The organism is Brachybacterium sillae (genome assembly GCF_025028335.1).
GTDB classification, from domain to species: Bacteria; Actinomycetota; Actinomycetes; order Actinomycetales; family Dermabacteraceae; genus Brachybacterium; species Brachybacterium sillae.
Map to the genome: position 1 here is coordinate 2,102,779 of NZ_JAFEUW010000001.1, position 21,949 is coordinate 2,124,727.

Sequence of the window (21,949 nt, forward strand, 5' to 3'; positions counted from 1 at the left end):
TCACTCCCGACCGGTGACCGTCGGGTTCGGGTTCGGGTCCATGTCCGGACCCGGCAGGCAGGACTTCAACGGGTCCTTCTGGATCGTCGGAGTGGCACTCGCCGACGGGCTCGTCGAGGCGGAACCGGAGGCCGACTCCGAGGCGTCCTCACTCTCCGAGGCGCTCGGGGTCTCCGTGGGGGTGGCGCTCGCGGACGACGAGGCGCTCTGCGACGGACCCGACGAGGCGGAACCGCTCGCCGAGGGGGACGCCGCCGAGGGGCTCGCGCTGGGAGAGCCGCCGCGGGCCACCGACTCCGCCGTGGTCGAACGCATCGAATCCTCGATGGAGGCCTGCACCCACCGCTCCAGGTACGGGTAGTCCGGCTTGCCGGGGTACGTCACCTCGGGGGTGATGGGGTACGACTGGAACCCGGCGTCCTTCACCCGCAGGGCGAGCTCCACGAACGCGTCGAGACGACCCGGCGGGATATCGGTCTGGATGTTGTCCGCCGTGGCGGAGACCAGCCGCGGGAACGCCAGGGCGAGGGTGGCCGGATCGGCCTCCTCGGTCACCACTCGCACGATCCGCTGCTGCCGACACATGCGGTTGAAGTCGTTGGACCCCTCACGGGAGCGGGCGTACCACAGGGCGTGGTACCCGTCGAGCTTCTGCTGACCCGGCTCGATGTACCCGGTGATCGGGTACTTGCGGCCGGTGGCCTGATTGGTGCCGCCGCCGATGGGGATGCGGCGCTCCACCTCCATGTCCACGCCGCCGATGGCGTCGACCAGGTCGGAGAAACCCTGCAGGTCGACCATCGCGTAGTAGTCGACCGACAGGCCGAGGGTCTCCTCCACAGCCCAGGTGGTGGCGGTCAGACCCGGATTCGGGTCCCCGGGGAACAGGTCCGGGTTGTCCACCGCCCAGGTCCACACCGCGTTGATCAGGCTGGCATCAGCGCCGAAGGCGTCGAACCCCTCGGGGAACTCCTCCGCCGCGACGGTGCCCTCGGGGAACTCGACGTACTCGAGGTTGCGGGGGATGGAGAACAGGGCGGTGCGGCCGGTGCTGGTGTCGATGGACGCGACCATGATCGTGTCGGGGCGGGTGCCGACGCGATCCGCTCCGGCGTCCTGGCCCAGCAGCATGACGTTCAACCGCTCGGTGCCGGCCCACGGATCCGGGCCGTCGAGGCGGTCGTCCCTGGTCCCTCCGAACACGTTCTGGTTCCCCAGCAGAGCCTGGGCGGCCCAGAGCGACTGCACACCGCGCCCGAAGGGCAGGGCGATCCCCACCACGAGCAGAGCGGCGACGCCCAGGGCCAGGGCCCGCTGCGCCCCGGCCAGAGCGGCCTGTCCGGCGCGGACGGCATAGGTGAGGGCCACCTGGGCCACCCAGGTCAGACCGAGCAGGAAGAGCCCCACCATCAGGGCGTTCACCACCCCGCGGTGGGTGACCCACGGCAAGGCCTGCCGCACCGGGTCCCCGAGGACGAACCACAGGACCACGGAGAGCACCCCGGCGATCACCAGGCCGCTGAGGACGGCCCCGAGACGTCGGTGCCGCGTGGTGAGAAGGCCGGAACCGGGCAGCACGGCACTGGCGAGGGTCCACCCGATGACGGACCCCACCCCGCCCTCGGACGTCGATCGCCTCCGGGTGACGCCGTCGGCGGTCGCGGCGCGCTCACGGGCACGGCGCTCTGCGGCGCCTCCTTCCCGGACGGGCACGTCGGCGCGATGGCGGCCCCGGGGCGTCGAGGCCGTCGCCCCGGAGTCGTCCTTGGTGCGGTCGGTCGCCGATGCACCGTCCGTCGGTGTGGCGGTGGCGCTGGCATCCACCGGGGCGCCGACCGCGGGGCGGTCACCCGCGCTGCCGATCCAGGGACGCGACTCGGTGCCGAAGGCTCGGGCACGCTGCGCGCGGGCCGCCTCCTGGGAGGCGGGTGCCGACGACGGCGTGGGTCCGGCGTGGCGGCCCCCCGATGCGCGCCGCCGTCCTCGGCCGGAATGATGCTCGGGCATGCCCTGCATCCTACGGAGCGGTCACGTGATCACCGAGCGCATGAGGTGCGGGCAACGTGGAGATCCTGTGCGGTATCGTTCGCCTACGCTGAGGAGCATGCGCCTGCTGCACACGCCGAACCATGACCTCACGTACGACGACTGCTTCTTCCTGCCGTCCCGTTCCGACGTGACCTCCCGTTTCGACGTGGACCTCGCCTCCGACGACGGCACCGGCACCACCATCCCGCTGATCGCCGCGAACATGACCGCGGTGAGCGGGCGACGCATGGCGGAGGTCATGGCCCGGCGTGGCGGCCTCGCCGTCCTGCCGCAGGACCTGCCACTGGAGCGTCTGGTGGAGATCGTCCGCTCCGTCAAGCAGCGCCACGTGATGCTCGACCACGCCCTGACCCTCGCCCCGCACGGAACCGTCGGGCAGGCACAGGCGCTGCTGCCGAAGCGCCCCCACGGGGTGGTCGTGGTGATCGACGAGCAGCAGCATCCGCTCGGGGTGGTCTCCGAGGAGGAGCTGAGCGGCCGCGACGCCTTCGCCCGGGTGGGGGACCTGGTCGTCTCCGATGTGCTGCGGCTGTCCCCGACCGAGCTCGACACGGACCCCGCCTCGCTGCACGCCCGCATCGACGCCACGCACCACGGGGTCGCGCTGGTCGTGGCGGGCGACGACACCCTGCAGGGCGTCCTCACCCCGCACGGGGTGCTGCGCTCCACCATCTACCGTCCCGCCGTCGATGAGGCGGGGCGGCTGCGCACCGCGGTCGCCGTCGGCATCAACGCCGACGTGGCCGGGCGGGTGGAGACCCTGGTCGAGGCCGGGGCCGATGTCATCGTGCTGGACACCGCCCACGGCCACCAGGACAGCATGCTCGACGCGCTGCACGCGGCCCGGGAGGTGCTCGGCGACGCCGACGGCACCTCCGTACGGCTGGTCGCCGGGAACGTCGTGACCGCCGACGGCACCCGAGAACTGTTGGATGCGGGCGCCGACATCGTCAAAGTGGGTGTCGGCCCCGGCGCCATGTGCACCACCCGCATGATGACCGGTGTGGGGAGGCCCCAGTTCTCCGCGGTCCTCGACTGCGCCCAGGAGGCCGCCCGCCACGGCGGTCACGTGTGGGCCGACGGCGGCGTGCGGCACCCCCGCGACGTCGCCCTGGCACTCGCCGCCGGTGCCTCGAACGTCATGATCGGGTCGTGGTTCGCGGGCACCTACGAGTCGCCCGGGCAGATGCGGACCGACGAATCCGGGCGCCGCTACAAGGAGAGCTTCGGCATGGCCTCCAAGCGTGCGGTCTCCCATCGCACCGCCCAGGAGGACGCGTTCGCCCGCGCCCGCAAGGCGCTGTTCGAGGAGGGCATCTCCACCTCGCGCATGTACCTCGCGGAGGGCGCCGGCAGTGTGGAGGACCTGCTCGACTCCATCACCGCCGGGGTGCGGTCCTCGTACACCTACGCGGGGGCCCGCACCACCGCGCAGTTCCGGGACCGCGCCGTCATCGGGCTGCAGGGCGCCTCGGGCTACGCCGAGGGCCGACCCGTCGCCAGCTCCTGGAGCTGAGCACCGAGAACGGAGGTCCCGCCGCTGACCGGTAGGCTCGTTCCCATGACGACTGTGGTGATCGGTGGTGCCGGGTACATCGGGTCGCACGTGGTGCGGCTCCTGCAGCAGCGCGGACAGAACGTGGTGGTGGTCGACGACCTCTCCACCGGGTTCGCCGAGCGCGTGGGGGATTCCGAGCTGGTGCAGCTGGATGTGACCTCCGACGGCGCCGGGGAGCGCCTGGCCGAGGTGCTGCGCCGCAGTGGCGCCGATTCCGTCATCCACTTCGCCGCCCACAAGCAGGTCGGCGAGTCCGTGGAGAAGCCGGAGATGTACTGGCACGACAACATCGGCGGCCTCGCGCACGTGCTGGAGGCCTGCGCGCTCGCCGAGGTGCGAGATGTCGTGTTCTCCTCCTCCGCCGCGGTGTACGGGATGCCTGATGTCGACCTCGTCACCGAGGACCTCACCCCGCAGCCGATCAACCCCTACGGCGCCACGAAGTACGTGGGGGAGTGGATGCTCGCCGACGCCGAACGCGCTCACGGGATGCGCACCGTCGCGCTGCGGTACTTCAACGTGGCCGGCGCCGGTGCCCCCGAGCTCGCCGACACCCTGGTGATGAACCTGGTGCCGATCATCCTCGATGCCCTCGACCGCGGCGCCGCGCCGGTCGTGTTCGGCACCGATTACCCGACGCCCGACGGCACCTGCATCCGCGACTACGTGCACGTGGTCGACCTCGCCGACGCGCATGTCGCCGCCCTGGAGTACCTGCGCCGCGAGGAGCGCCCCCACCGGGTGTTCAACGTCGGCACCGGCACCGGTTCCAGCGTGCTCGAGGTGATCGACGCCGTCGCCCGTGCCACCGGCCGGGAGATCACACCCGAGCTGGGGCAGCGCCGGGCCGGTGACCCGGCCCGCCTGGTCTGCTCCACCGACCGGATCCGCGAGACCCTCGGCTGGTCGTCGTCGAAGACCCTCGACGACATCGTCCGCAGCGCCGTCGAGGCCCGCGCCGCCCGGGACTGAGTCGCGCCGTCGCGCCCGACGGCCCGCCCCCGGCCAGCGCCTGCCCGGCCGGGCAGGCCTGCCCACCGCCTCAGGTGAGGTACCGGTAGAGGGTGCCCTCCGGGTCGATCCGCTCGATCTGCATGGGGGAGGCCTCCATGCGCTCCAGCAGAGGGCCAAGGTTCTCCCGTGCCCCGAGCTCCAGTCCCACCAGGGCCGGGCCCTCTTCGCGGTTGTTCCGCTTGATGTAGTCGAACAGCACGATGTCGTCGTCCGGGCCGAGCACCTGGTCCAGGAACCGTCGCAGCGCACCGGGTTCCTGCGCGAAGGTCACCAGGAAGTAGTGCTTCAGGCCCTCGTGGACCAGGGACCGCTCGACCACCTCGTTGTAGCGAGAGACGTCGTTGTTGCCGCCGGAGATCACCACGATCACATCGGCGACGGCACCGTCGGCGGCCTCCCACACCGGCACCTCGGCCGCTCCGTCGACAGGGGGCAGCGAGACGGCGCCGGTGGCGACGGCCGCCGCGGCGAGCGCCCCGGCGGGCTCGGCGATGATGCCCTCCGTCTGGTACAGCGCGAGCATCTCCGTGCACACCGCACCCTCCGGCACCGCCAGCAGCTCCGGCGCCATGGCCTGCACGGAGGCCAGGGTGTGGATGCCGACGCGGCGCACCGCCGCGCCGTCCACGAACCGCTCCAGATCCGCCAGTTCCACCGGTTCCCCGGCGGCCACCGCCGCGGCCATCGACGCCGCCCCGGCGGGTTCCACCCCGACGATGCGGGTGTGGGGCAGATGCTCCCGCAGCCAGGTGCCGCATCCGGCGAGCAGGCCACCCCCGCCGACCGGCAGCACCACCACCTCGGGCTCGGTGCCCTGCTGGTCCCGCAGCTGCTCGACGGCCTCCCGGATCACCGTGCCCTGACCGGCCATCACGGCCAGGTCATCGAACGGAGGCACCAGGGTGGCGCCGGAGGAGCGGGCATCGAGCGCGGCGGCCGCGGCAGCATCGTCGAAGGTCTCCCCGGTGAGGATCAGCTCCACCTGGTCCCCACCCAGGGCGGTGATCCGTTCCCGCTTCTGCCGCGGCGTGGTGCCGGGGACGTAGATGCGGCCGCGGATCCCGAGCGACCGGCAGGCGAGGGCCACCCCCTGGGCGTGGTTCCCGGCGCTGGCAGCCACCACGCCCGCGTCGCGGTGCTGCGGCTCCAACCCCGACAGGAACAGGTGCGCGCCGCGGAGCTTGTAGGAGCGCACGGGCTGCAGATCCTCGCGCTTCAGCCACACGCGGGCACCGGCGAGAGCCGAGAGACGGTGGCTGAGCTGCAAGGGGGTGCGGATCGCGACGCCCTCCAAGGGGGCGGCGGCGTCGTCGACCTCGGCGGCGGTGAGCAGCGGGGTGTCAGTCATGCGGACTCCTCGGGGGACGGGGCCGACGCGGCGGCAGAGGTGGTGGTGCGGGCGATGACGAGGGCGGTGGCGATCGCCGCGACCCCCTCCCCGCGGCCCGTGAGGCCCAGGCCGTCGGTGGTGGTGCCCGAGACGCTCACCGGGGCCCCGCAGGCGCGGGACAGGGTCTCCTCGGCCTCGCGGCGGCGGCGGGAGAGTTTCGGACGGTTGCCGATCACCTGCACCGCCACGTTGCCGATCTCGAAACCGGCGGAGCGCACGATCCGTGCGGCCTCCGCCAGCAACGTGACACCGGAGGCACCCGCCCATTCGGGTCGGTCGGTGCCGAAGTGCGTGCCGAGATCCCCCACTCCCGCGGCGCTGAACAGGGCGTCGCAGGCGGCGTGGCAGGCCACGTCGGCATCGGAGTGACCGGCCAGGCCCCGCTCACCCTCCCAGGTCAGGCCGGCGACACACAGGGGACGGTCGGAACCCTCCGGGGCGACCGCGTGCACGTCGCTGCCGACACCCACCCGCGGCAGCGGGGGCGGCGAGGTCTGGCCCGGATCCGCGGCGGTCATGCTCCGCGCCTCCGGGCCAGTTCCAGCGCCCGGTGCAGGTCACTGAGGGCACCGCGTGGATCGGTGCCCAGCACGAACGGCATCCCGGAGACGACGGGGACGGGAACGGTCGGCGGCACATGGTCGAGGGCCACCACGACGGCGAAGGAGCCGACGGAGGCGAGCAGAGCCAGCGGATCCACGACGACGATCTCGGCCGGGCGTCCCTCCCGTTGCAGATACCGGCTGAGAGCGGCGACGACACGGTCGGCGCGCGCGGCGTCGGTGGAGACGACGGCGATGGTGGGCATGACGGTCCTCAACCTCGGGGTCGACGGGCTGGCGTGGGTCCCGGCTGCGAGCCAGGGGGTGTGCGCCGCGAAGGCCGCGCGAGCACCCGGGCATTGTTCCACGCACCGGGAGGGGAGAGGGGTGCGGTCTACGATGGCGGGATGAGCAGACTGCGCACCCGGCGCCGGGGGACGGGGCCCTCGGAGTCCGCCCGCGCGGCCGGGGTGGTGCTGGCCGGGGGATCCGGCACCCGGGTGGGGGCCGGGATCAATAAGGCGTTCCTGCAGCTGTCGGGCCGGTCCATCGCCAGCTGGGGTCTGAACACCATGGCCTCGGTGAAAGGGATCGGACCGCTGGTCTTCGTGGTGCGGCCGGAGGACCGTGAGCACGCGGATTTCCTCGCCGACCGGGAGACCGAGCATCCGGTGGAGATCGTCGCCGGTGGCGCCACCCGGCAGGAGTCGGAGCTGATGGCGCTGCGTCACCTCGCCGACCGGATCGACACCGGCGTGATCGACACGGTGCTGATCCACGATGCCGCACGGCCTCTCGTCTCCCATGGCCTGGTCGCGGCGGTGCTGCACGCCGCCACGGAGCACGGGGGTGCGGTGCCCGCCATCCCCGCGCAGGACGTCGTCGGGCGCGCCCCGGGGCAGGATGGCGCTGACGGTCTGCTCGTCTCGCTGCCGATCGACGACGCCCTGGTGCGGGTACAGACCCCGCAGGGCTTCCACGCCGCGTCCATCCTCGACGCCTACGAGGCCGCCGCCCGCGATGGTTTCGTCGGGACCGACACGGCCTCCTGTGCCGAGCAGTACACCGGCCTCGAGGTGGTGTGGGTGATGGGCGAGGAGACGAACTTCAAGATCACCTACGCGCAGGACCTGCTGCTCGCGCAGGACGTGGTGACGGCCCTGGGCCTGCGCACACCGGAGCGCAGCGGGGGGAGGCGCTGATGTCGACGCAGGAGAGCTATCTGCGCTGCACCGTCTGTGAACGGGAGACGGACCACGTGGTGGTGTACGCGGGCCGATTCGTCAGTGAGATCGTCTGCACCACCTGCGGGGCCCGCACCCGCCTGGACGTGTCGGAGGCCTATCTGCCGGATCTGCGGCACCGCATCAGCACCAAGCCGGTGCGGCTCCTGCGCCGGCTGCGGCAGGACCCGGCGGAGCTGGCCTCGACCCTGCCGTCGCGGACGCTGTCGAAGCCGTGGAGGATGCTGCAGGAACTGCGGGCGGTGCAGCGCAGCCGCCGACCCTGAGCGTCCTGGAGGGGGCACCGAGCACCCTCGACAGCGGCACCGAGCACTCCCGACAGCGGGCGCCCATCCGGAGCGGCGCAGCGTCTCAGCCGCGGTGGGGCAGCCCGTGACGTCCGCGGGTGTCGCGCGCGATGCCCAGAGCGATCTGCGCCTGCCACAGGCTGAGACGGTCCACCACCGCGAATCCGCTGTGGGACCCCGGCACCATCCGCACGCCGCCGCCGAGGGCCAGGATCCTGGCGATCTCCTCCGGCCCGGCAGAGGAGGCCCCTGTCGAGGCAGGGGGCGCGGAGACCGCGCGGTCCAGCCACCCCGCGCGCAGGAACCGCGGGTGTTGGACGGACGCGAGGGTCTCGCGGTCCACGTTGCGCAGGCCGTCGCCACCGGCGGCCTTCACGGAGTCGGTCACGGGGACGACCGGTACCACTGCGGCGAGCTCCGGTTCCGAGGCGGCCTGCGCGAGGACGGCCTGCACCACCTCGGACGGGGTGAGGGCCCGCTCGGCGTCGATCAGCAGCAGGTCCTCGTGGGCCAGGGTCTCGTCGGCCTGCAGGGCGGCCCGCAGGCGGACCAGGCGGTCCCCGGCGGGCACCACCTGCACGGCGACGTCACCCGCCACGGCGGCGCGGAGGGTCGTGGCGGTCGGACGATCCGCGAGCAGAGTGGGGCGGGGCAGGCCCAGCGACGCCAGGGTGTCGAGCAAGCGCGCCAGCACACTGCGCCCGCCCAGCACCCGCAGGGCGGGCAGCTCCCCGCCGACGCGTGGGGGCGCCACCGGGATCAGAATCCGCACAGGCACGCCGCAGCCCTCCGCGGAGGAGGGCTGCGAGATGCGAGGCGCCGAGGCTCTCACGGGGTCGGAGGTCGGGCCGGGGAGTCAATCGGCCGCGGTCAGGAGGCGAGGACCTCGTCGAGGATGGCCTCGGCGTTGGTCTCGTCGGTCTTCTCGGCCAGGGCGAGCTCGGAGACGAGGATCTGGCGGGCCTTGGCGAGCATGCGCTTCTCCCCGGCGGAGAGGCCGCGATCCTGGTCACGGCGCCACAGGTCGCGCACGACCTCGGCGACCTTCTTCACGTCCCCGGAGGCGAGCTTCTCGACGTTCGCCTTGTAGCGGCGGGACCAGTTCGTCGGCTCCTCGGTGTACGGCTGGCGGAGCACGTCGAAGACCTCATCGAGGCCCTCCTTGTCGACGACGTCCCGCACGCCGACCAGGTCGACGTTGTCGGCCGGGACCTCGATGGTGAGGTCGCCCTGCGCCACCTTCAGCTTGAGGTACGTCCGCTCCTCACCCTTGATGGTGCGGGTCTTGACCTCTTCGATCAGTGCCGCCCCGTGGTGCGGGTAGACGACGGTCTCGCCGACGGAGAAATTCATGTGACAGGCCCCTTTCGCGGCTTCGAGTCTATCACCGCAGGGCCGTGCTAAAGTTCGCGCCCCTGCGCGGTGGTCCTGCGTCGTCGGGCGAGCCCGACCGTCGGACGGGGCGCCTCACCGGCGGACGGAAGCGCACCCCGGGTGGGCTAGACTCGCCATGCGTTGTCCCGCGCCCTCGTGCGCGACCCCTCATCTAGGAGTGCTCCGGTCATGCCTCAGCGTCGTCGCCGACTCGCTCTCGCGGCTGCCGCCCTCAGTCTCGCCCTGGCGGGGACCGGGTGCAGCTACCTCAACCCGGTGCAGACGCACGAGTTCTATCAGGCGGCCGACGGCACGAACGAGCAGCTCGGCCCCGTCGGGGTGCGCAACGCGGTCGTCGTCGTCGATGAATCCGGCGCCGGGCAGTTCTCCACCACCCTGGTGAACGACTCCTCCGAGGACGCCTCCGTGGAGCTGACCGGTCTGGCCGACGGCAGCGACGCCTTCAGCCACACCGTGACGGTCCCCGCCGGCGGGACGGTCCGTCTCGGCTCCGGCGAGGGCGCCGAGCAGGTGCCGGTGTCGAACCTGGCGGTCCCGGCCGGCGCGATGATGGAGCTTCGCGTGCGCGCCGGAGATCAGGAGACCACCATGTCCCTGCCGGTGCTCGACCAGACCCTCGAGTACTACAAGTCGGCGTCCGACGGCGGTCAGTGATCCGCCGCCGCGACCCCTCTGACACGTGACGCCCGCCGACCTCAGGGTCGGCGGGCGTCACCGTCTCCGCAGGCGCTCCGGGCCAGGGGCGATCAGGGCGGAGCCGGGGGCCTGGCGACAGAGGTCTCAGGCGCTCACTGTCCGGCGGACTCGAACTTGTACCCCAGGCCCCGCACCGTCACCAGGTGCACCGGGTTGCGCGGGTCCTCCTCGATCTTCCCCCGCAGACGCTTCACATGGACGTCGAGGGTCTTGGTGTCACCCACGTAGTTGGCGCCCCACACGCGGTCGATGAGCTGACCGCGGGTGAGCACCCGATCCACGTTGCGCAGCAGCAGTTCCAGCAGCTCGAACTCCTTGAGCGGGAGCGAGACCTCCTCGCCGCGCACCGTCACCACGTGCCGTTCGACATCCATGGTGATCCCCGCGGCGGACAGGGTCGTCTCCTCGGTGGTGCCACCGGCGTCTTGACCCCGGCGCAGCACCGCCTTGATGCGCGCCAGCAGTTCCCGGGAGGAGTACGGCTTGGTGACGTAGTCGTCGGCGCCGAGCTCCAGCCCCAGCACCTTGTCGAACTCGTCATCCTTCGCGGTGAGCATGATGACCGGGACGCCGGAGGTGCGACGGATCTCCCGACACACCTCGGTGCCGCTCATCCCCGGCAGCATGAGGTCCAACAGCACCAGGTCGGCCCCGTGGGTCGAGAAGATCCGCAGGCCCTCCGTGCCGGTGGCGGCCACGGCCACCTCATACCCCTCCTTGCGCAGGGTGTACGACAGTGGATCGGAGAAGGACTCCTCGTCCTCGACGATCAGGATCCGGGCCATGGGTCAGTCCTCCTCGTGGTCGGTGTCCGCGGTCGGCTGGCCGCCCACGGTGACGGCATCGGCGCGGCCCATCTCCGGCAGACGCAGGGTGAAGGTGGATCCGGCGCCCTCCTTGGACCATGCTGTCACCTCGCCGCCATGGTCCGTCGCGATGTGCTTGACGATGGCGAGTCCCAGCCCCGATCCGCCGGTGGTGCGGGAACGGGCGCGATCCACGCGGAAGAATCGTTCGAAGACGCGCTCCAGGTTCTCCCGGCTGATGCCGATGCCCTGGTCCTTCACGGTGATCTCGACCATCCCGCCGTCGCGCCGCACGGCGATCCCCACCTTGGTCTCCGGTTCGGAGTAGGCGATGGCATTGGAGATGAGGTTCGAGATGGCGGTGGTCAGCATGGAGGCGGAACCGTACACCTGCAGCCCGGGGGTTCCGCCGACGGCCACGTCGATGCGGGACCCGAGGGCGAAGTTGCGGTTCAGCGCCACCGCCTCCTGCACCACCTCGTCGATGTCGACGGGCAGGGCATCGGGCAGGGCACTGGTGCCCTGCACCCGCGACAGTTCGATGATCTCCTGCACCAGGTGGCCCAGACGGCGGCTCTCCGTCTGCATGCGCTCGGCGAAGCGGCGCACGGCATCGGGGTCGTCGGCGGCGTCCTCCATCGTCTCGGCCAGCAGAGTGATCGCTCCGACGGGGGTCTTCAGTTCGTGGGAGACGTTCGCGACGAAATCCCGCCGGGTCTCCTCCACCCGCACCGCGCGGGTCAGGTCGTCGGCCAGCAGCAGCACCCCGCGGGTGCCGAGCGCCCCCATGCGGACGTTCAGGACGGTGTCGGCGTCGGCGTGGGGGGAGCGGCGCAGCGTCAGTCGCTCGTCACGGAACCCGCCGTCCCGGCCGACGTCGGTGGCGAGCTCCACCAGTGTGGCGTTCGCCAGGCGCGGGTAGTCCCCGTCCTGCGCGCGCACGATGCCATAGGAGTAGGCGAGGGGGGAGGCACGCAGCACGTCACCGGAGGCATCGAGCACGACATAGGCCGAGGAGAGGATCGACAGCACCTCGGCCGCGGCCTCCGGCACCGGCGGTTCCTCACCGGTGGCCTCCGACGGGGCCGTGCGGGGTGTGCGTCGCACGGCGGCCATGGCGACCGCACCCACCACGACGCCGGCCAGAGCGGCGAACAGCAGAAGAAGGGCGACGGAGGGCACCGCATCAGCCTAGGCTGTCCTCGGGCCTCCTACGTCCGAGGAGACGGCCTCGCCGCCTCCCGGTCATATGTCGTTCACCCGCCGCCTGCGTCGTGTTCATCATCAGTTGTGAGACTGACGCCGTCGAGGGCCCCCGGTGCCATGTGCCCCGGACCGCCCGGCCGGTTCCGGGTGCCGGACCCGCGAGCCCACCGCCCGATCCCCCTCCGATCCGAGAGCGAAGAGAAAGCACCATGCGCGAAGCGTTCCAGAACGATCTCCTCCACACCCGCGACGACCTGCTGGAGATGGCCCGTCTCGTCGCGGACGCCGTCCAGGACGCCTCGACCGCTCTGCTCGAGCTGGACCTCGGTCTGGCAGAGAAGGTCATCGCGGCGGACGTCCACATCGACGAGATCCAGGCCCAGCTCGACGAGAAGATCGTGGAGCTGCTGGCCCGCCAGGCCCCGGTGGCCACCGACCTGCGTCTGCTCGTCTCCGCGCTGCGCATGAGCTCCACCCTGGAGCGCATGGGCGACCTCGGCGAGCACATCGCGATGGTCGCCCGCCGCAGCCACCCGTCCCTGGCGTTCCCGGAGGAGTTCCGCAGCCAGCTCGAGTCCATCGCCTCGCTCACGGTCTCCTCGATCCGTGACGCCGCCGCGGTCATCGAGGGCCGTGACCTCGCCCTCGCCGCAGAGGTGGCCAAGCGCGATACGGAGATCGACGAGACCATGCAGGGGATCTACAAGGCCATCAGCCGCGAGGAGGTTGCCGTGACCGCCCAGCAGGCGATGGATCTCACCCTGGTGGCCCGCTTCTACGAGCGGCTGGGCGATCACGCCGTGTCCCTGGTGCGCCGCGTCGGCTTCCTGGTGACCGGTGACTCCCTCGACCCGCACAGCCTGGTGACGGACGTCCCGGAGTCCTGACCCGCGGCGGCCCCGCGACGGGCGCCCGCTCGCACGACGGGTACCGACCCGATGATGGACGGGCCCCTGCCGATCCCGGCAGGGGCCCGTCCTCGTCCGCGGACGCGTCGCTCAGCCCCGGTTGGGGCGGGGACGACGCGAGGTCAGGCGCTGCACGCCCTGTTTCGTGCCCTGCTGGGCGGCGAGCTTCATCCCCTGCACGACGACTCCGGTGAGGACCGTCCACAGCAGGATCTTCCAGGGGGCGGTGTCGTCGGACGGGTCGCTGATCGCGGCGATCTCCTCCTTCGACTTCCCCTCCTTCTTCGCCTGCTTACGAGCCTTCGCGGTGTCCTTCGCGGAGGTGCGCCTGGTCTTCGCGGTCGGCGCCTCCTCGTCGAACACCGCGGCCCAGCCGGCCTTCAGAGCCTTGTTGCTGAGCACGGTGGCGGCGATCCCGGCGCCGGTCACGGCGAGCTTCACGAGCGGGTTGGCCATGGTTCCTCCTGGAGGTCGTGCGGGGTGCGGTCGTGCAGAGTGGAGTCGTGCGGGGTGCCATCCGGCCGATCGGCGAGTGTCGGGGGCCTGAGGGTCGTGGTTCCGGGCGTGCCCCGGGACGTCACCACTTCCCGGCGTTGTTCGAGTAATAGGTTCCCATGTCGTCCTCGCGCAGGGCGGTGCGCAGCACATTCATGTTCTGCTCGTCGGTGGCCACCACGCTGGCGCCGCCGGAGGTCATGAACGGCCCGCCGTGCGGCACGGAGAGATAGTGGATGTTCTCCCCGCGGACCTCCCGCAGACCCCAGCCGAGCTGCACCATCCGTCCGGCGGTCAGGGCATCGTCGGTGGTGAGGAACGGCGTGATGACACCGACCATCTCCGCGACCTTGGTGGGGGAGGAGAGGGTGTCGCGGGCGAGGATCTCCTGGGTGATGCCCCGCAGCAGCGCCTGCTGATTGCGGTTGCGCTGGAAGTCACCGTCGGCGAACTGCTTGCGCTGGCGCACGAAGACCAGGGCGGTCTCCCCGTCCATGTGCTGCACGCCCTCGGTGTAGGACTTCCCGTCGGCCTCGAAGGTCTGCGGCACTTCCACGTCCACGCCGCCCAGGGTGTCGACCAGACCCTGGATGCCCTGGAAGTCGATCATCGCCACGTGGTCGATCGGCACGCCCACGTAGTTCTCGACGGTGGTGACGGTCAGCGGGACCCCGCCGAAGGCCAGGGCGGCGTTGATGCGCTCCTTGCCGTGCCCCGGGATGTCGACCCACAGGTCACGCGGGAAGGACAGGACGTAGACGTCCTCCTTGTCGTCGCTGACGTGCACCAGCATCATCACGTCAGAGCGTTGTCCGACCACGCCGGAGAGCCGCGCCTCTTCGGGGTCGCGCCTGTCGGAGCCGAGCAGCAGGTAGTTGGTGCCGCTGCCGGCAGGGACCTGGGGCCGAGCACCGTCGGAGGCCGACCGTGCCAGAGACACGGTGGTGCGCTTGTCGTAGTCGCCCTTGAGCTGCAGGGCATACCAGCCGGCCCAGCCGCCGGCGCCGAGCACCAGCAGGGCGACCAGGCCGAGGACGATGAGGATGGGGCCGCGACGACGGCGCCGCCGGCGTCGCGGTCGGTCGTCGTCCTCCCACCCGGGCAGATCGATCTGTTCGCTCATCACCCCTCCCTCCGGTGGTCCCCGCCCCGCCACGCATAGGCGAGGTCCCAGACGAGACGGCCGGCGTCCTGTGCCTTCCGCTCGAAACTCGTGCGCACCCGACCGTCGAAACGCGGCGCCCAGCCGAGGGCCGGCATGTCCGCGGGGACGGGGTCGGTGGTCTCGCCGTGCGGCCGCGGGCCCTCCGGGTGCAGCGACTCCAGGCGGTCGTCGGCGTCGAGCACCTGCCGCATGTGGGCGGCGTACTCGGCCCAGTCGGTGGCCAGGCGCAGCACCGCACCGAGCGCCAGGACCTCCCCGAGGGCGTCCAGCAGCGGCGGGTTGACCAGGCGGCGTTTGTGATGCCGCGACTTGTGCCACGGATCGGGGAAGTTGATCCACACCTCCGTCACGGACCCCGGAGGCAGTAACTGCGCGATCGCATGCAGGGCATCCAGAGGCAGCAGTCGGACGTTGCGCGGGGCCCCGGCGCGGTCCAGCCGGTCCAGGGTCTCGGCGACACCGGGCAGGTACACCTCGAAGGCCAGGTGGTCGCGGCCGGGGTCGCGGGCGGCGGCTGCGGCGATGTTCTCCCCCTGGCCGCTGCCGATCTCCACCACCAGCGGGGCCTGCCGTCCGAACACCTCGAGGGGGTCGAGCCTCACCTCGGGGGCAGGCAGGGTGTCCCGGACCCCGCGGGGCACGTCCAGCACATACTGCGCGGCCAGGCGGTCCCAGGCGTCCTGCCGGGAACGGGTCAGACGAGAGCCGCGACGCACGAAGGAGACCACCTGCCGTGGCGGGCGGGGGCCGTCCGAGGGCGGGGCGGACACGGCACCGTCCGGGTGCTCCCCGGGGAGGCCGTGCGGGACGGGTGCGGAGGTCAGGACTCGGCCTTCCGCACCATGCCGCCCTCGACGGTGAGGGGGACCTCCGGCAGCGGGCTCGGCGCCGGCGGGGAGAGCACGTCCCCGGTGGTGGCGTCGAAGCGGGACCCGTGACAGGGGCAGTCGAGTTCCTTCCCGGCGACCGTCAGCGCACAGCCGTTGTGCGTGCAGTACCCCGACAGTCCGCGCAGGTCGTCCCCGCTGCCGCGGACCACCAGGACGAAGGGCTGCTGCGCGCCGAAGCTCACCAGGGTGGTGGCGTTCTCGGGGATGCTGTCCAGCGGCACCGCACCATCGCTGGCGACGACGGAATCGGCCTGCTTGAACCCCTCATCCTCGGGGCCGCAGGCGCTCAGCGCCCCGGCTCCGGTCACTCCGAGGGAGAGAGCGCCGAGGGCGTGCCGACGGGACAGGCAGGGTCGTTCCATGCGGCCCAGGATAGGCGTGGGGATCCATGGGTGGCGAGAACGGCGGCGCCGGGGAGCGCCGGGGATCACACCCCGTCCGCGCCCCCTGACCGTCAGACCTCGTCGGCCGCCTGCACGGTCGGATCCCAGGTCGTGATGCCGCGGCGGCGCCAGCCCCGGGCGGAGGCCTCATCGAGGATCTCCCGGCGCGGCATCGGCGCCAGCCGTGCGAGGTACAGCGAGCCCTCGAGGTGATCGGTCTCGTGCTGCAGTGCGCGCGCCAGGATCCCGCCCTCGTCCTCGAGCACGATCTCCCGGCCCTCGAGGTCGGTGCCCCGCACCCGGGCGCCGCGGAATCGCGCGGTCGGCCGGCCGAGACCCGGCACGGAGAGGCAGCCCTCGACATACTCCTCGTCCATCTCCAGCGGCCCGAAACGCTCCAGCACCGGGTTGATGACCTCGGTGCGGTGATCGACCCCGTGGACGTCCGGGCAGGAGACGACGAACAGCCGCAGGGAGCGGCCGACCTGCGGGGCGGCGAGACCGGCCCCGTCGGCGGCGTCGTTGGTCTCGAACATGTCGGCCACCAGGGTCCGCAGGTCGTCGGTGACGTGCTTGACGCGTTTGGCGCGCTTCTCGAGCACCGGGTGGCCGATGACGGTGATGGGCAGAACGGTCATGCGTCCTTCTCGGGTCGGGCGGCGGGGCCGGGACGGCCCGCCGGGGGATTGACGGCGAACGGGCTGCGGGCGTCGACCACCCACGGGGAACGAGGCCGCACCAGGGGCTCACCGGTGCGCACCGACTCCACCACGTCGCGGGACAGCTCCTCCACCTGCTCGGCGTCGCGGCGCAGGAAGTCCAGGGCGTGGGAGGACTGCGGGGGCAGGTCGATGTGCGCCCACGCCTCGCGGCCCTGGGCGATCTGCCGCGCCCTCAGGAACTCGGCATCCAGGGCGGCACCTGTCACGATCACGATGTTCGCGAGCCAGATCAGCACCAGGATGCCGATGAGCCCGTTGAGGGAGGTGATGAGCTCCCCGAAACGGGTGGCCCACGACAGGAGCCGCCCCAGCGCCAGGGCGGCGAGGAACAGAGTGAGCACCGACAGCACCGAACCGAGGGTCATGATCCGGTATCGCGGCAGCTGCACGTTCGGGAACAGGTAGTAGGCCAGCGACACCCCGATGGTGAGGATCGCCAGCAGCAGCGGCCACTTCACCAGGTTCCAGGTGACGAACGCGGCCCGCGGCACCCCCACCAGGTCGCCCAGGCGCTGGGAGGCCTCGCTGCCCAGCACCAGGATCGCCACCACCAGCAGGGAGGTGGCGATGATGACCAGGGTCTCGCCGAACACGATCAGCCGGAACCAGAGGAACGGACGGCCCTCCCGGGTGTCGTACACCCGGTGCATGGCGCGGTGGAACGCGGCAACCCCGTTGGAGGCCGACAGCACCGCCCCCAGGGTGCCCAGCAGCAGGCCCAGCACCCCGCCGCGAGTGCCGCCCAGGGCGAGCAGGGCCCGTGTCAGCAGGCGACCGTCGAGGGTCGGGAAGATCTCCGTGGCGAGGCCGGTGATCGCCGCGACCGCCGTGTCCTCCAGCCCCATCAGGGACACCGTCGAGACCAGCGCCACCGCCGCCGGGAACACCGACAGCAGGGTGTAGAAGGTCATGGTGCCCGCGACGTCCCACACCTGGATGTCGAGCAGACGGATCTGCACGCGTCGCAGTACGTGCCAGACCGACAGGCGCGGGGAGGCGAGGGCGCGGGTCGGGTGCACCTGAGCACGGTACCGCGCCCGGGCGTCCCGCACCCGGTTCAGGGTTGGGTGCCCTCGAACGCGTCGGCCGCCGCCATGTCCCACGGGGAGTCCGGGTTCTCCGGTACCGCGCTGGAGAGCAGGGAGCCGTCATCGCGGGCGTTCCCCACCCCGACGGGGCTGATGAGGTCGTGGCCGTCGAGCACGGGACCCTGGTCGGCCAGCTGCACCACGGCGCCCTCGGCGGTGATCCGCACACTCTCCCCGCGCACCTCGACCTCCAGGTCCGGGCCGTCCTCGAGGGTGAAGCGGATCGCGTCGCGCACCAGGTGCACGCGGAACCGCGAGCCCCGCACGCTCAGCGGGAAGGTGAGGGAGGGCCAGTCGGCAGGCAGACGCGGATCGAAGGTGATGCGGCCGCGTTCGTGGCGCATGCCGCCGAAGCCGTGCACCAGCGCGTTCCACACGCCGCCAGCGGAGGCGATGTGCACCCCATCGGCGGTGTTGTGGTGGAGGTCCGCGAGGTCGACATAGAGCCCCGCCCGGAAATAGTCCAGGGCGGCGTCCTGGTAGCCGACCTCCGCCGCCATGATCGACTGCACCACCGCCGAGAGCGACGAATCGCCCGTGGTGATCGGGTCGTAGTACTCGAAGTCGGCGCGCTTCTCCTCGGCGGTGAACTCCGCGCCCCGCAGGAACAGGGCCAGCACCACGTCGGCCTGCTTGAGCACCTGGAAGCGGTAGATCACCAGCGGGTGGAAGTTCAACAGCAGAGGGAAGGCCTCATCGGGGGTGCGGGAGAGGTCCCACACCTCCCGGTCGAGGAAGCGGTCGTCCTGCTGGTGGATGCCGAAGGACTCGTCCCGCGGCAGGAACATCCCGGCGGCGCAGCGCCGCCATTCACGCGGCTCGTCCGGGGTGATCTCCAGTTCCGAGACCAGGGCGCTGAAGGTGTCCTCATCGCGGGTGCGCAGGTCCAGCAGGGCCTCGGCGGCACGTTCCAGGTTGTACTTCGCCATCACGTTGGTGAACAGGTTGTTGTTCACCACGGTGGTGTATTCGTCCGGGCCGGTGACCCCGTGGATGTGGAAGGCGCTCTCGGCGTTGTGCCGCCAGAACCCGAGGTCGGCCCACATGCGGGCGGTCTCCACCAGCACCCGCACCCCGTGGCGGTCGTGGAAACCGACGTCCCCGGTCACATCCGCGTAGGTGGCGAAGGCGTACGCGACGTCGGCGTCGATGTGGTACTGGGCGGTGCCGGCGGCGTAGTAGGCGGAGGCCTCCTCGCCGTTGATGGTGCGCCAGGGGAACAGTGCTCCGCGCTGGGCGAGCTCCCGGGCCCGCTCCCGCGCCTTCGGCAGCAGCATGGAGCGGAACCGCAGCACATTGCGGGCCCAGGTGGGGGAGGTGAAGGCCAGGAACGGGACCACGTACACGTCGGTGTCCCAGAAGTAGTGGCCCTCGTACCCGGAACCGGTGAGGCCCTTCGCGGGCACCCCCCATCCGTCGGAGCGGGCGGCGGCCTGCGCCAGCTGGAACAGGTTCCAGCGGATGGCCTGCTGGCGCCCGGTGTGGCCCGCGACGACGACGTCGGTGCGGCGCCAGAAGTCGGTGAGGTAGTCGTGCTGCGCCTGCCGGTAGTGGTCGTGGCCGTCCTCCCGCACCCGGTCCAGGGTGCGGTGGCAGCGGTCGAACAGCTCACGGTGATGCACCGAGCGGGAGGTGTGGTACGCGACGGCCTTCTCGATCCGCACGGTGCTGCCCTCGGTCATCCGCATGCGGAACACGTGGTGGGCCTGGTCCTCCTGCGTGGTGATCTCGTCGTCGATCTCCACGTCACCGTGGGCGTGGTGCTCGGCGCCGACGGCGAGGGTCATGCGGCTCTGCGCGGTGCGGAACCCCAGCAGCATTCGGTCCTCCCCGCGCCACTGGTCCTGCGGCTCAAGCACCCGATGGGAGAACGCGGTGGTGCGGCGCGGATCGTCCTTGTCGGTGAGGGTGCCGTGCCCGCCCGCGCCGACGTCGTCGGCGACGTCCTGCCGGTTGAGGATCTGCGAACTGACGATCACCGGGGCGTCCCCCTCGAGCATCGTCACCTCGAGGCTCATCAGCGCCAGATGCCGCTCGGTGAACGACACCATGCGCTCGGACCGCACCCGCACCCGCTTCCCGGCGGGGGTGCGCCACACCAGCGAGCGACGCACCACCCCGTCGCGCATGTCGAGGCTGCGCTCATAGTCCTCGAGGTCCGCGACCGACAACAGCAGCGGCTCGTCGTCCACATACAGCTTCATGATCGTGGAGTCCGGGACGTTCACGATCGTCTGTCCCACCTTCGCGAACCCGAAGGCGCTCTCGGCGTGGTTGATGGTCCAGGTCTCGTGGAACCCGTTGATGAAGGTGCCGTGGGCGGAGACATCGCGGCCCTCCTCCGGGGTGCCGCGCATGCCGAGATACCCGTTGGCGGTGGCGAACAGCGTCTCCACGTGGCCCAGGTCCATGCCGGGGCGGGCCTCCACCAGGCGCCACTCGTCGGCCGGCAGATGCGCCCGGTCGACGGGGTCGTGCGCCACGCCGCGCAGGCGGCTCACGCGAGCTCCTCCAGGTCGTCGACGACGAGGGTGGCCCCGGCCCCGCGCAGCGCCTCCCGGCCCGCGCCCCGGTTCACGCCGACCACGGCGCCGAACCCGCCGGCGGCCCCGGCGCGCACCCCGGAGACGGCGTCCTCGTAGACCACGGCATCCTGCGGGTCCACACCCAGCAGGCGGGCCGCGTGCAGGAAGGTGTCGGGGGCGGGCTTGCCGGGGAGGTCCTGTGCGGCGGCGACGTTCCCGTCGACGATCTCCACGAAACGCTCCAGGATCCCGGCGCCTCGCAGCACCTGCTGGGCGTTGCGGGAGCTCGAGACGATCGCCAGGCGGGCATCGGAGGGCAGCGTGTCGAGGTAGGCGAGGGTGCCGGGGTAGGCCTGCACCCCCTCCTCCTCGATCATCGTGAGGACCAGGTCGTTCTTGCGGTTGCCCAGACCGCGCACGGTCTCCTCCCCGGCGGGCTGGTCGGCGGGGTCGTCATCGCCGCCCTCCGGCAGCTCGATGCCGCGGGAGGCGAGCATCTCCCGCACGCCGTCGTACCGGGGGCGGCCGTCGACATGCGAGTAGTAGTCGGCGTCGGTGTACGGCTCACTGACCCCACGGGAGGTGAGGAACTCGTCGAACATGCGCGCCCAGGCGCGCATGTGGATCACCGCGGTGGGGGTGATGACACCGTCGAGGTCGAACAGGTGGGCGAGGAACGCGGCGGGCGACCCCCCGCGCTGGGGGGTCGTGTCGCCGGGCGTGTCGGAGGGCACGGGGGCGGTCGCGTCGGAATTCACGGCCGCCACCCTACTGGCAGGCTCCGACGGTCACACCGGGTCGTCCGCTTCCCGCCGATCGCTGTGGACCACCCCCGCCTCCGGCGCGTAGTCTTCGCTCGTCCGCCCCCACCCTTTCCCCGCCGGAGCCTCTATGCCCGAGACCGCGACGGCCCCTGCCATCGACGCCGTCACCCGGACCGTGGACCTCATGCCCGAGGACGACCGCCTGCATGTGCGGACGACCCTGCGGACGAACCTGGCGGTGCCCGCCGCGCGGGTGTGGCCGCTGCTGACCGACCCCGCCGAACTCGCCACCTGGTACGGGCCCGTGCAGGGCGATCTGCGCGAGGGCGGTGCGTTCACCGCGCTGGGCGGGGCTTCCGGGCGGATCCTGCGGGTCGAGGAACCCCACCGCCTCAGCCTGACCTGGGAGTACGCCGGGCAGGCCGATCCCCTGGAACTCTTCCTGGACCCCGAGGACGACGGCACCACCGAGCTGCGGTTGGTGCATGAGGTGACGATGGCGCAGGAGGTCTTCGACCGCTTCGGCCCCGGCGCCACCGCCGTCGGCTGGGACCTCGCGCTGCTGGGTCTCGCCGCCCGCACCGAGGGCTGGCGCACCACCTGCCAGGCGCTGGTCCCGGTGCCGGGGCCCGCCTGGCTGGTGAGCGAGGAGGGTCGCGAGTACGTGCGCGCCTGGTCGATCCGCTGGGCCGCAGCCTCGATCGCCGCCGGAACCGATGAGACGGCGGCGCGCCGCGCCGAGGCCGAGACCACCCGCGCCTACGGCGGGGAGACCGCAGCGGTCCCCGCCTCGTGACGGGACCGGCGCCATCGGGGGAACGC

General features: G+C 71.8%; 23 protein-coding genes. 7 read left to right on the forward strand and 16 right to left on the reverse strand.

The features are described from left to right. Nucleotides 1-2,007, reverse strand: coding sequence for an LCP family protein (locus JSY14_RS09695; RefSeq protein WP_259558671.1), 2,007 nt, complete (start codon nucleotides 2,005-2,007; stop codon nucleotides 1-3). A 97-nt stretch (nucleotides 2,008-2,104) separates the two neighbouring features. Here JSY14_RS09695 and JSY14_RS09700 point away from each other — a divergent pair, with 97 nt between their 5' ends. Together JSY14_RS09700 and galE are read left to right on the forward strand one after the other, a co-directional pair. Then, a complete protein-coding gene (locus JSY14_RS09700) occupies nucleotides 2,105-3,565 on the forward strand; it encodes a GuaB1 family IMP dehydrogenase-related protein (protein WP_259558672.1) in 1,461 nt (486 codons plus the stop codon). Between the two features lie 45 nt (nucleotides 3,566-3,610). Then, the gene (gene galE / locus JSY14_RS09705; protein WP_259558673.1) at nucleotides 3,611-4,579 is read left to right on the forward strand and encodes a UDP-glucose 4-epimerase GalE; all 969 of its coding nucleotides are present in this window, start codon (nucleotides 3,611-3,613) and stop codon (nucleotides 4,577-4,579) included. Between the two features lie 70 nt (nucleotides 4,580-4,649). On the opposite strand, the gene ilvA is transcribed toward galE, so the two are convergent. Genes ilvA through JSY14_RS09720 form a run of 3 tightly spaced genes read right to left on the reverse strand, consistent with a single transcriptional unit; the run spans nucleotide 4,650 to nucleotide 6,819 of the window. Beyond that, the gene (gene ilvA, locus JSY14_RS09710) at nucleotides 4,650-5,969 is read right to left on the reverse strand and encodes a threonine ammonia-lyase IlvA (protein ID WP_259558674.1); all 1,320 of its coding nucleotides are present in this window, start codon (nucleotides 5,967-5,969) and stop codon (nucleotides 4,650-4,652) included. Continuing rightward, nucleotides 5,966-6,529, reverse strand: a complete 564-nt coding sequence (gene ispF / locus JSY14_RS09715; RefSeq protein ID WP_259558677.1) for a 2-C-methyl-D-erythritol 2,4-cyclodiphosphate synthase — start codon at nucleotides 6,527-6,529, stop codon at nucleotides 5,966-5,968. Before ispF ends, ilvA begins: the two co-directional genes overlap by 4 nt. Further along, complete coding sequence (locus JSY14_RS09720; protein ID WP_259558679.1) at nucleotides 6,526-6,819, reverse strand: hypothetical protein; 294 nt, start codon at nucleotides 6,817-6,819, stop codon at nucleotides 6,526-6,528. The genes ispF and JSY14_RS09720 overlap by 4 nt, the downstream gene beginning before the upstream one ends. A gap of 141 nt (nucleotides 6,820-6,960) precedes the next feature. On the opposite strand from JSY14_RS09720, the gene JSY14_RS09725 reads away from it, so the two are divergent. Together JSY14_RS09725 and JSY14_RS09730 are read left to right on the forward strand one after the other, a co-directional pair. Next, complete coding sequence (locus JSY14_RS09725; protein ID WP_259558681.1) at nucleotides 6,961-7,755, forward strand: IspD/TarI family cytidylyltransferase; 795 nt, start codon at nucleotides 6,961-6,963, stop codon at nucleotides 7,753-7,755. Then, nucleotides 7,755-8,063: a hypothetical protein gene (locus tag JSY14_RS09730; RefSeq protein WP_259558683.1), complete on the forward strand. Its 309-nt coding sequence runs from the start codon at nucleotides 7,755-7,757 to the stop codon at nucleotides 8,061-8,063. The genes JSY14_RS09725 and JSY14_RS09730 overlap by 1 nt, the downstream gene beginning before the upstream one ends. An 85-nt stretch (nucleotides 8,064-8,148) precedes the next feature. On the opposite strand, the gene JSY14_RS09735 is transcribed toward JSY14_RS09730, so the two are convergent. Both JSY14_RS09735 and JSY14_RS09740 read right to left on the reverse strand, forming a co-directional pair. Then, on the reverse strand, nucleotides 8,149-8,862 hold the full coding sequence (locus JSY14_RS09735) for a 2-C-methyl-D-erythritol 4-phosphate cytidylyltransferase (RefSeq protein ID WP_259558684.1): 714 nt from the start codon (nucleotides 8,860-8,862) through the stop codon (nucleotides 8,149-8,151). A gap of 92 nt (nucleotides 8,863-8,954) precedes the next feature. Beyond that, entirely contained in the window at nucleotides 8,955-9,437 is a 483-nt protein-coding gene (locus tag JSY14_RS09740) for a CarD family transcriptional regulator (protein ID WP_259558686.1), read from the reverse strand. 210 nt (nucleotides 9,438-9,647) lie between these two features. On the opposite strand from JSY14_RS09740, the gene JSY14_RS09745 reads away from it, so the two are divergent. Continuing rightward, nucleotides 9,648-10,133 carry a hypothetical protein gene (locus JSY14_RS09745; protein ID WP_259558688.1) on the forward strand — a complete coding sequence of 162 codons (486 nt, stop codon included), beginning with the start codon at nucleotides 9,648-9,650 and terminating at the stop codon, nucleotides 10,131-10,133. Nucleotides 10,134-10,267: 134 nt separating this feature from the next. On the opposite strand, the gene JSY14_RS09750 is transcribed toward JSY14_RS09745, so the two are convergent. Both JSY14_RS09750 and JSY14_RS09755 read right to left on the reverse strand, forming a co-directional pair. Beyond that, nucleotides 10,268-10,960 carry a response regulator transcription factor gene (locus JSY14_RS09750; RefSeq protein WP_259558690.1) on the reverse strand — a complete coding sequence of 231 codons (693 nt, stop codon included), beginning with the start codon at nucleotides 10,958-10,960 and terminating at the stop codon, nucleotides 10,268-10,270. A 3-nt stretch (nucleotides 10,961-10,963) separates the two neighbouring features. Further along, nucleotides 10,964-12,163, reverse strand: a complete 1,200-nt coding sequence (locus JSY14_RS09755; RefSeq protein WP_259558692.1) for a sensor histidine kinase — start codon at nucleotides 12,161-12,163, stop codon at nucleotides 10,964-10,966. A 233-nt stretch (nucleotides 12,164-12,396) separates the two neighbouring features. On the opposite strand from JSY14_RS09755, the gene phoU reads away from it, so the two are divergent. After that, a complete protein-coding gene (phoU, locus tag JSY14_RS09760) occupies nucleotides 12,397-13,074 on the forward strand; it encodes a phosphate signaling complex protein PhoU (RefSeq protein WP_259558694.1) in 678 nt (225 codons plus the stop codon). A gap of 111 nt (nucleotides 13,075-13,185) precedes the next feature. Here the strand turns inward: phoU and JSY14_RS09765 are convergent, their stop codons facing one another. From JSY14_RS09765 to JSY14_RS09800, 8 genes are all read right to left on the reverse strand, one after another. Beyond that, nucleotides 13,186-13,551: a DUF4235 domain-containing protein gene (locus tag JSY14_RS09765; protein WP_259558696.1), complete on the reverse strand. Its 366-nt coding sequence runs from the start codon at nucleotides 13,549-13,551 to the stop codon at nucleotides 13,186-13,188. A gap of 121 nt (nucleotides 13,552-13,672) precedes the next feature. Continuing rightward, nucleotides 13,673-14,713, reverse strand: a complete 1,041-nt coding sequence (locus tag JSY14_RS09770) for an LCP family protein (protein ID WP_259558698.1) — start codon at nucleotides 14,711-14,713, stop codon at nucleotides 13,673-13,675. Then, nucleotides 14,713-15,525: a tRNA (guanosine(46)-N7)-methyltransferase TrmB gene (trmB, locus tag JSY14_RS09775; RefSeq protein ID WP_259558700.1), complete on the reverse strand. Its 813-nt coding sequence runs from the start codon at nucleotides 15,523-15,525 to the stop codon at nucleotides 14,713-14,715. The genes JSY14_RS09770 and trmB overlap by 1 nt, the downstream gene beginning before the upstream one ends. A 50-nt stretch (nucleotides 15,526-15,575) precedes the next feature. After that, nucleotides 15,576-16,007, reverse strand: a complete 432-nt coding sequence (locus tag JSY14_RS09780) for a Rieske (2Fe-2S) protein (RefSeq protein ID WP_259558701.1) — start codon at nucleotides 16,005-16,007, stop codon at nucleotides 15,576-15,578. A 92-nt stretch (nucleotides 16,008-16,099) separates the two neighbouring features. After that, nucleotides 16,100-16,666: a peptide deformylase gene (gene def / locus JSY14_RS09785; protein WP_259558703.1), complete on the reverse strand. Its 567-nt coding sequence runs from the start codon at nucleotides 16,664-16,666 to the stop codon at nucleotides 16,100-16,102. Continuing rightward, nucleotides 16,663-17,769, reverse strand: a complete 1,107-nt coding sequence (locus JSY14_RS09790) for a YihY/virulence factor BrkB family protein (RefSeq protein WP_259558713.1) — start codon at nucleotides 17,767-17,769, stop codon at nucleotides 16,663-16,665. Before JSY14_RS09790 ends, def begins: the two co-directional genes overlap by 4 nt. Before the next feature lie 38 nt (nucleotides 17,770-17,807). Further along, on the reverse strand, nucleotides 17,808-20,339 hold the full coding sequence (locus tag JSY14_RS09795) for a glycoside hydrolase family 65 protein (protein ID WP_259558714.1): 2,532 nt from the start codon (nucleotides 20,337-20,339) through the stop codon (nucleotides 17,808-17,810). Beyond that, nucleotides 20,336-20,983 carry an HAD family hydrolase gene (locus JSY14_RS09800; RefSeq protein WP_432803657.1) on the reverse strand — a complete coding sequence of 216 codons (648 nt, stop codon included), beginning with the start codon at nucleotides 20,981-20,983 and terminating at the stop codon, nucleotides 20,336-20,338. Before JSY14_RS09800 ends, JSY14_RS09795 begins: the two co-directional genes overlap by 4 nt. Before the next feature lie 271 nt (nucleotides 20,984-21,254). Here JSY14_RS09800 and JSY14_RS09805 point away from each other — a divergent pair, with 271 nt between their 5' ends. Further along, the gene (locus tag JSY14_RS09805; RefSeq protein ID WP_259558716.1) at nucleotides 21,255-21,923 is read left to right on the forward strand and encodes an SRPBCC domain-containing protein; all 669 of its coding nucleotides are present in this window, start codon (nucleotides 21,255-21,257) and stop codon (nucleotides 21,921-21,923) included. The last annotated feature ends 26 nt before the right edge of the window (nucleotides 21,924-21,949 follow it).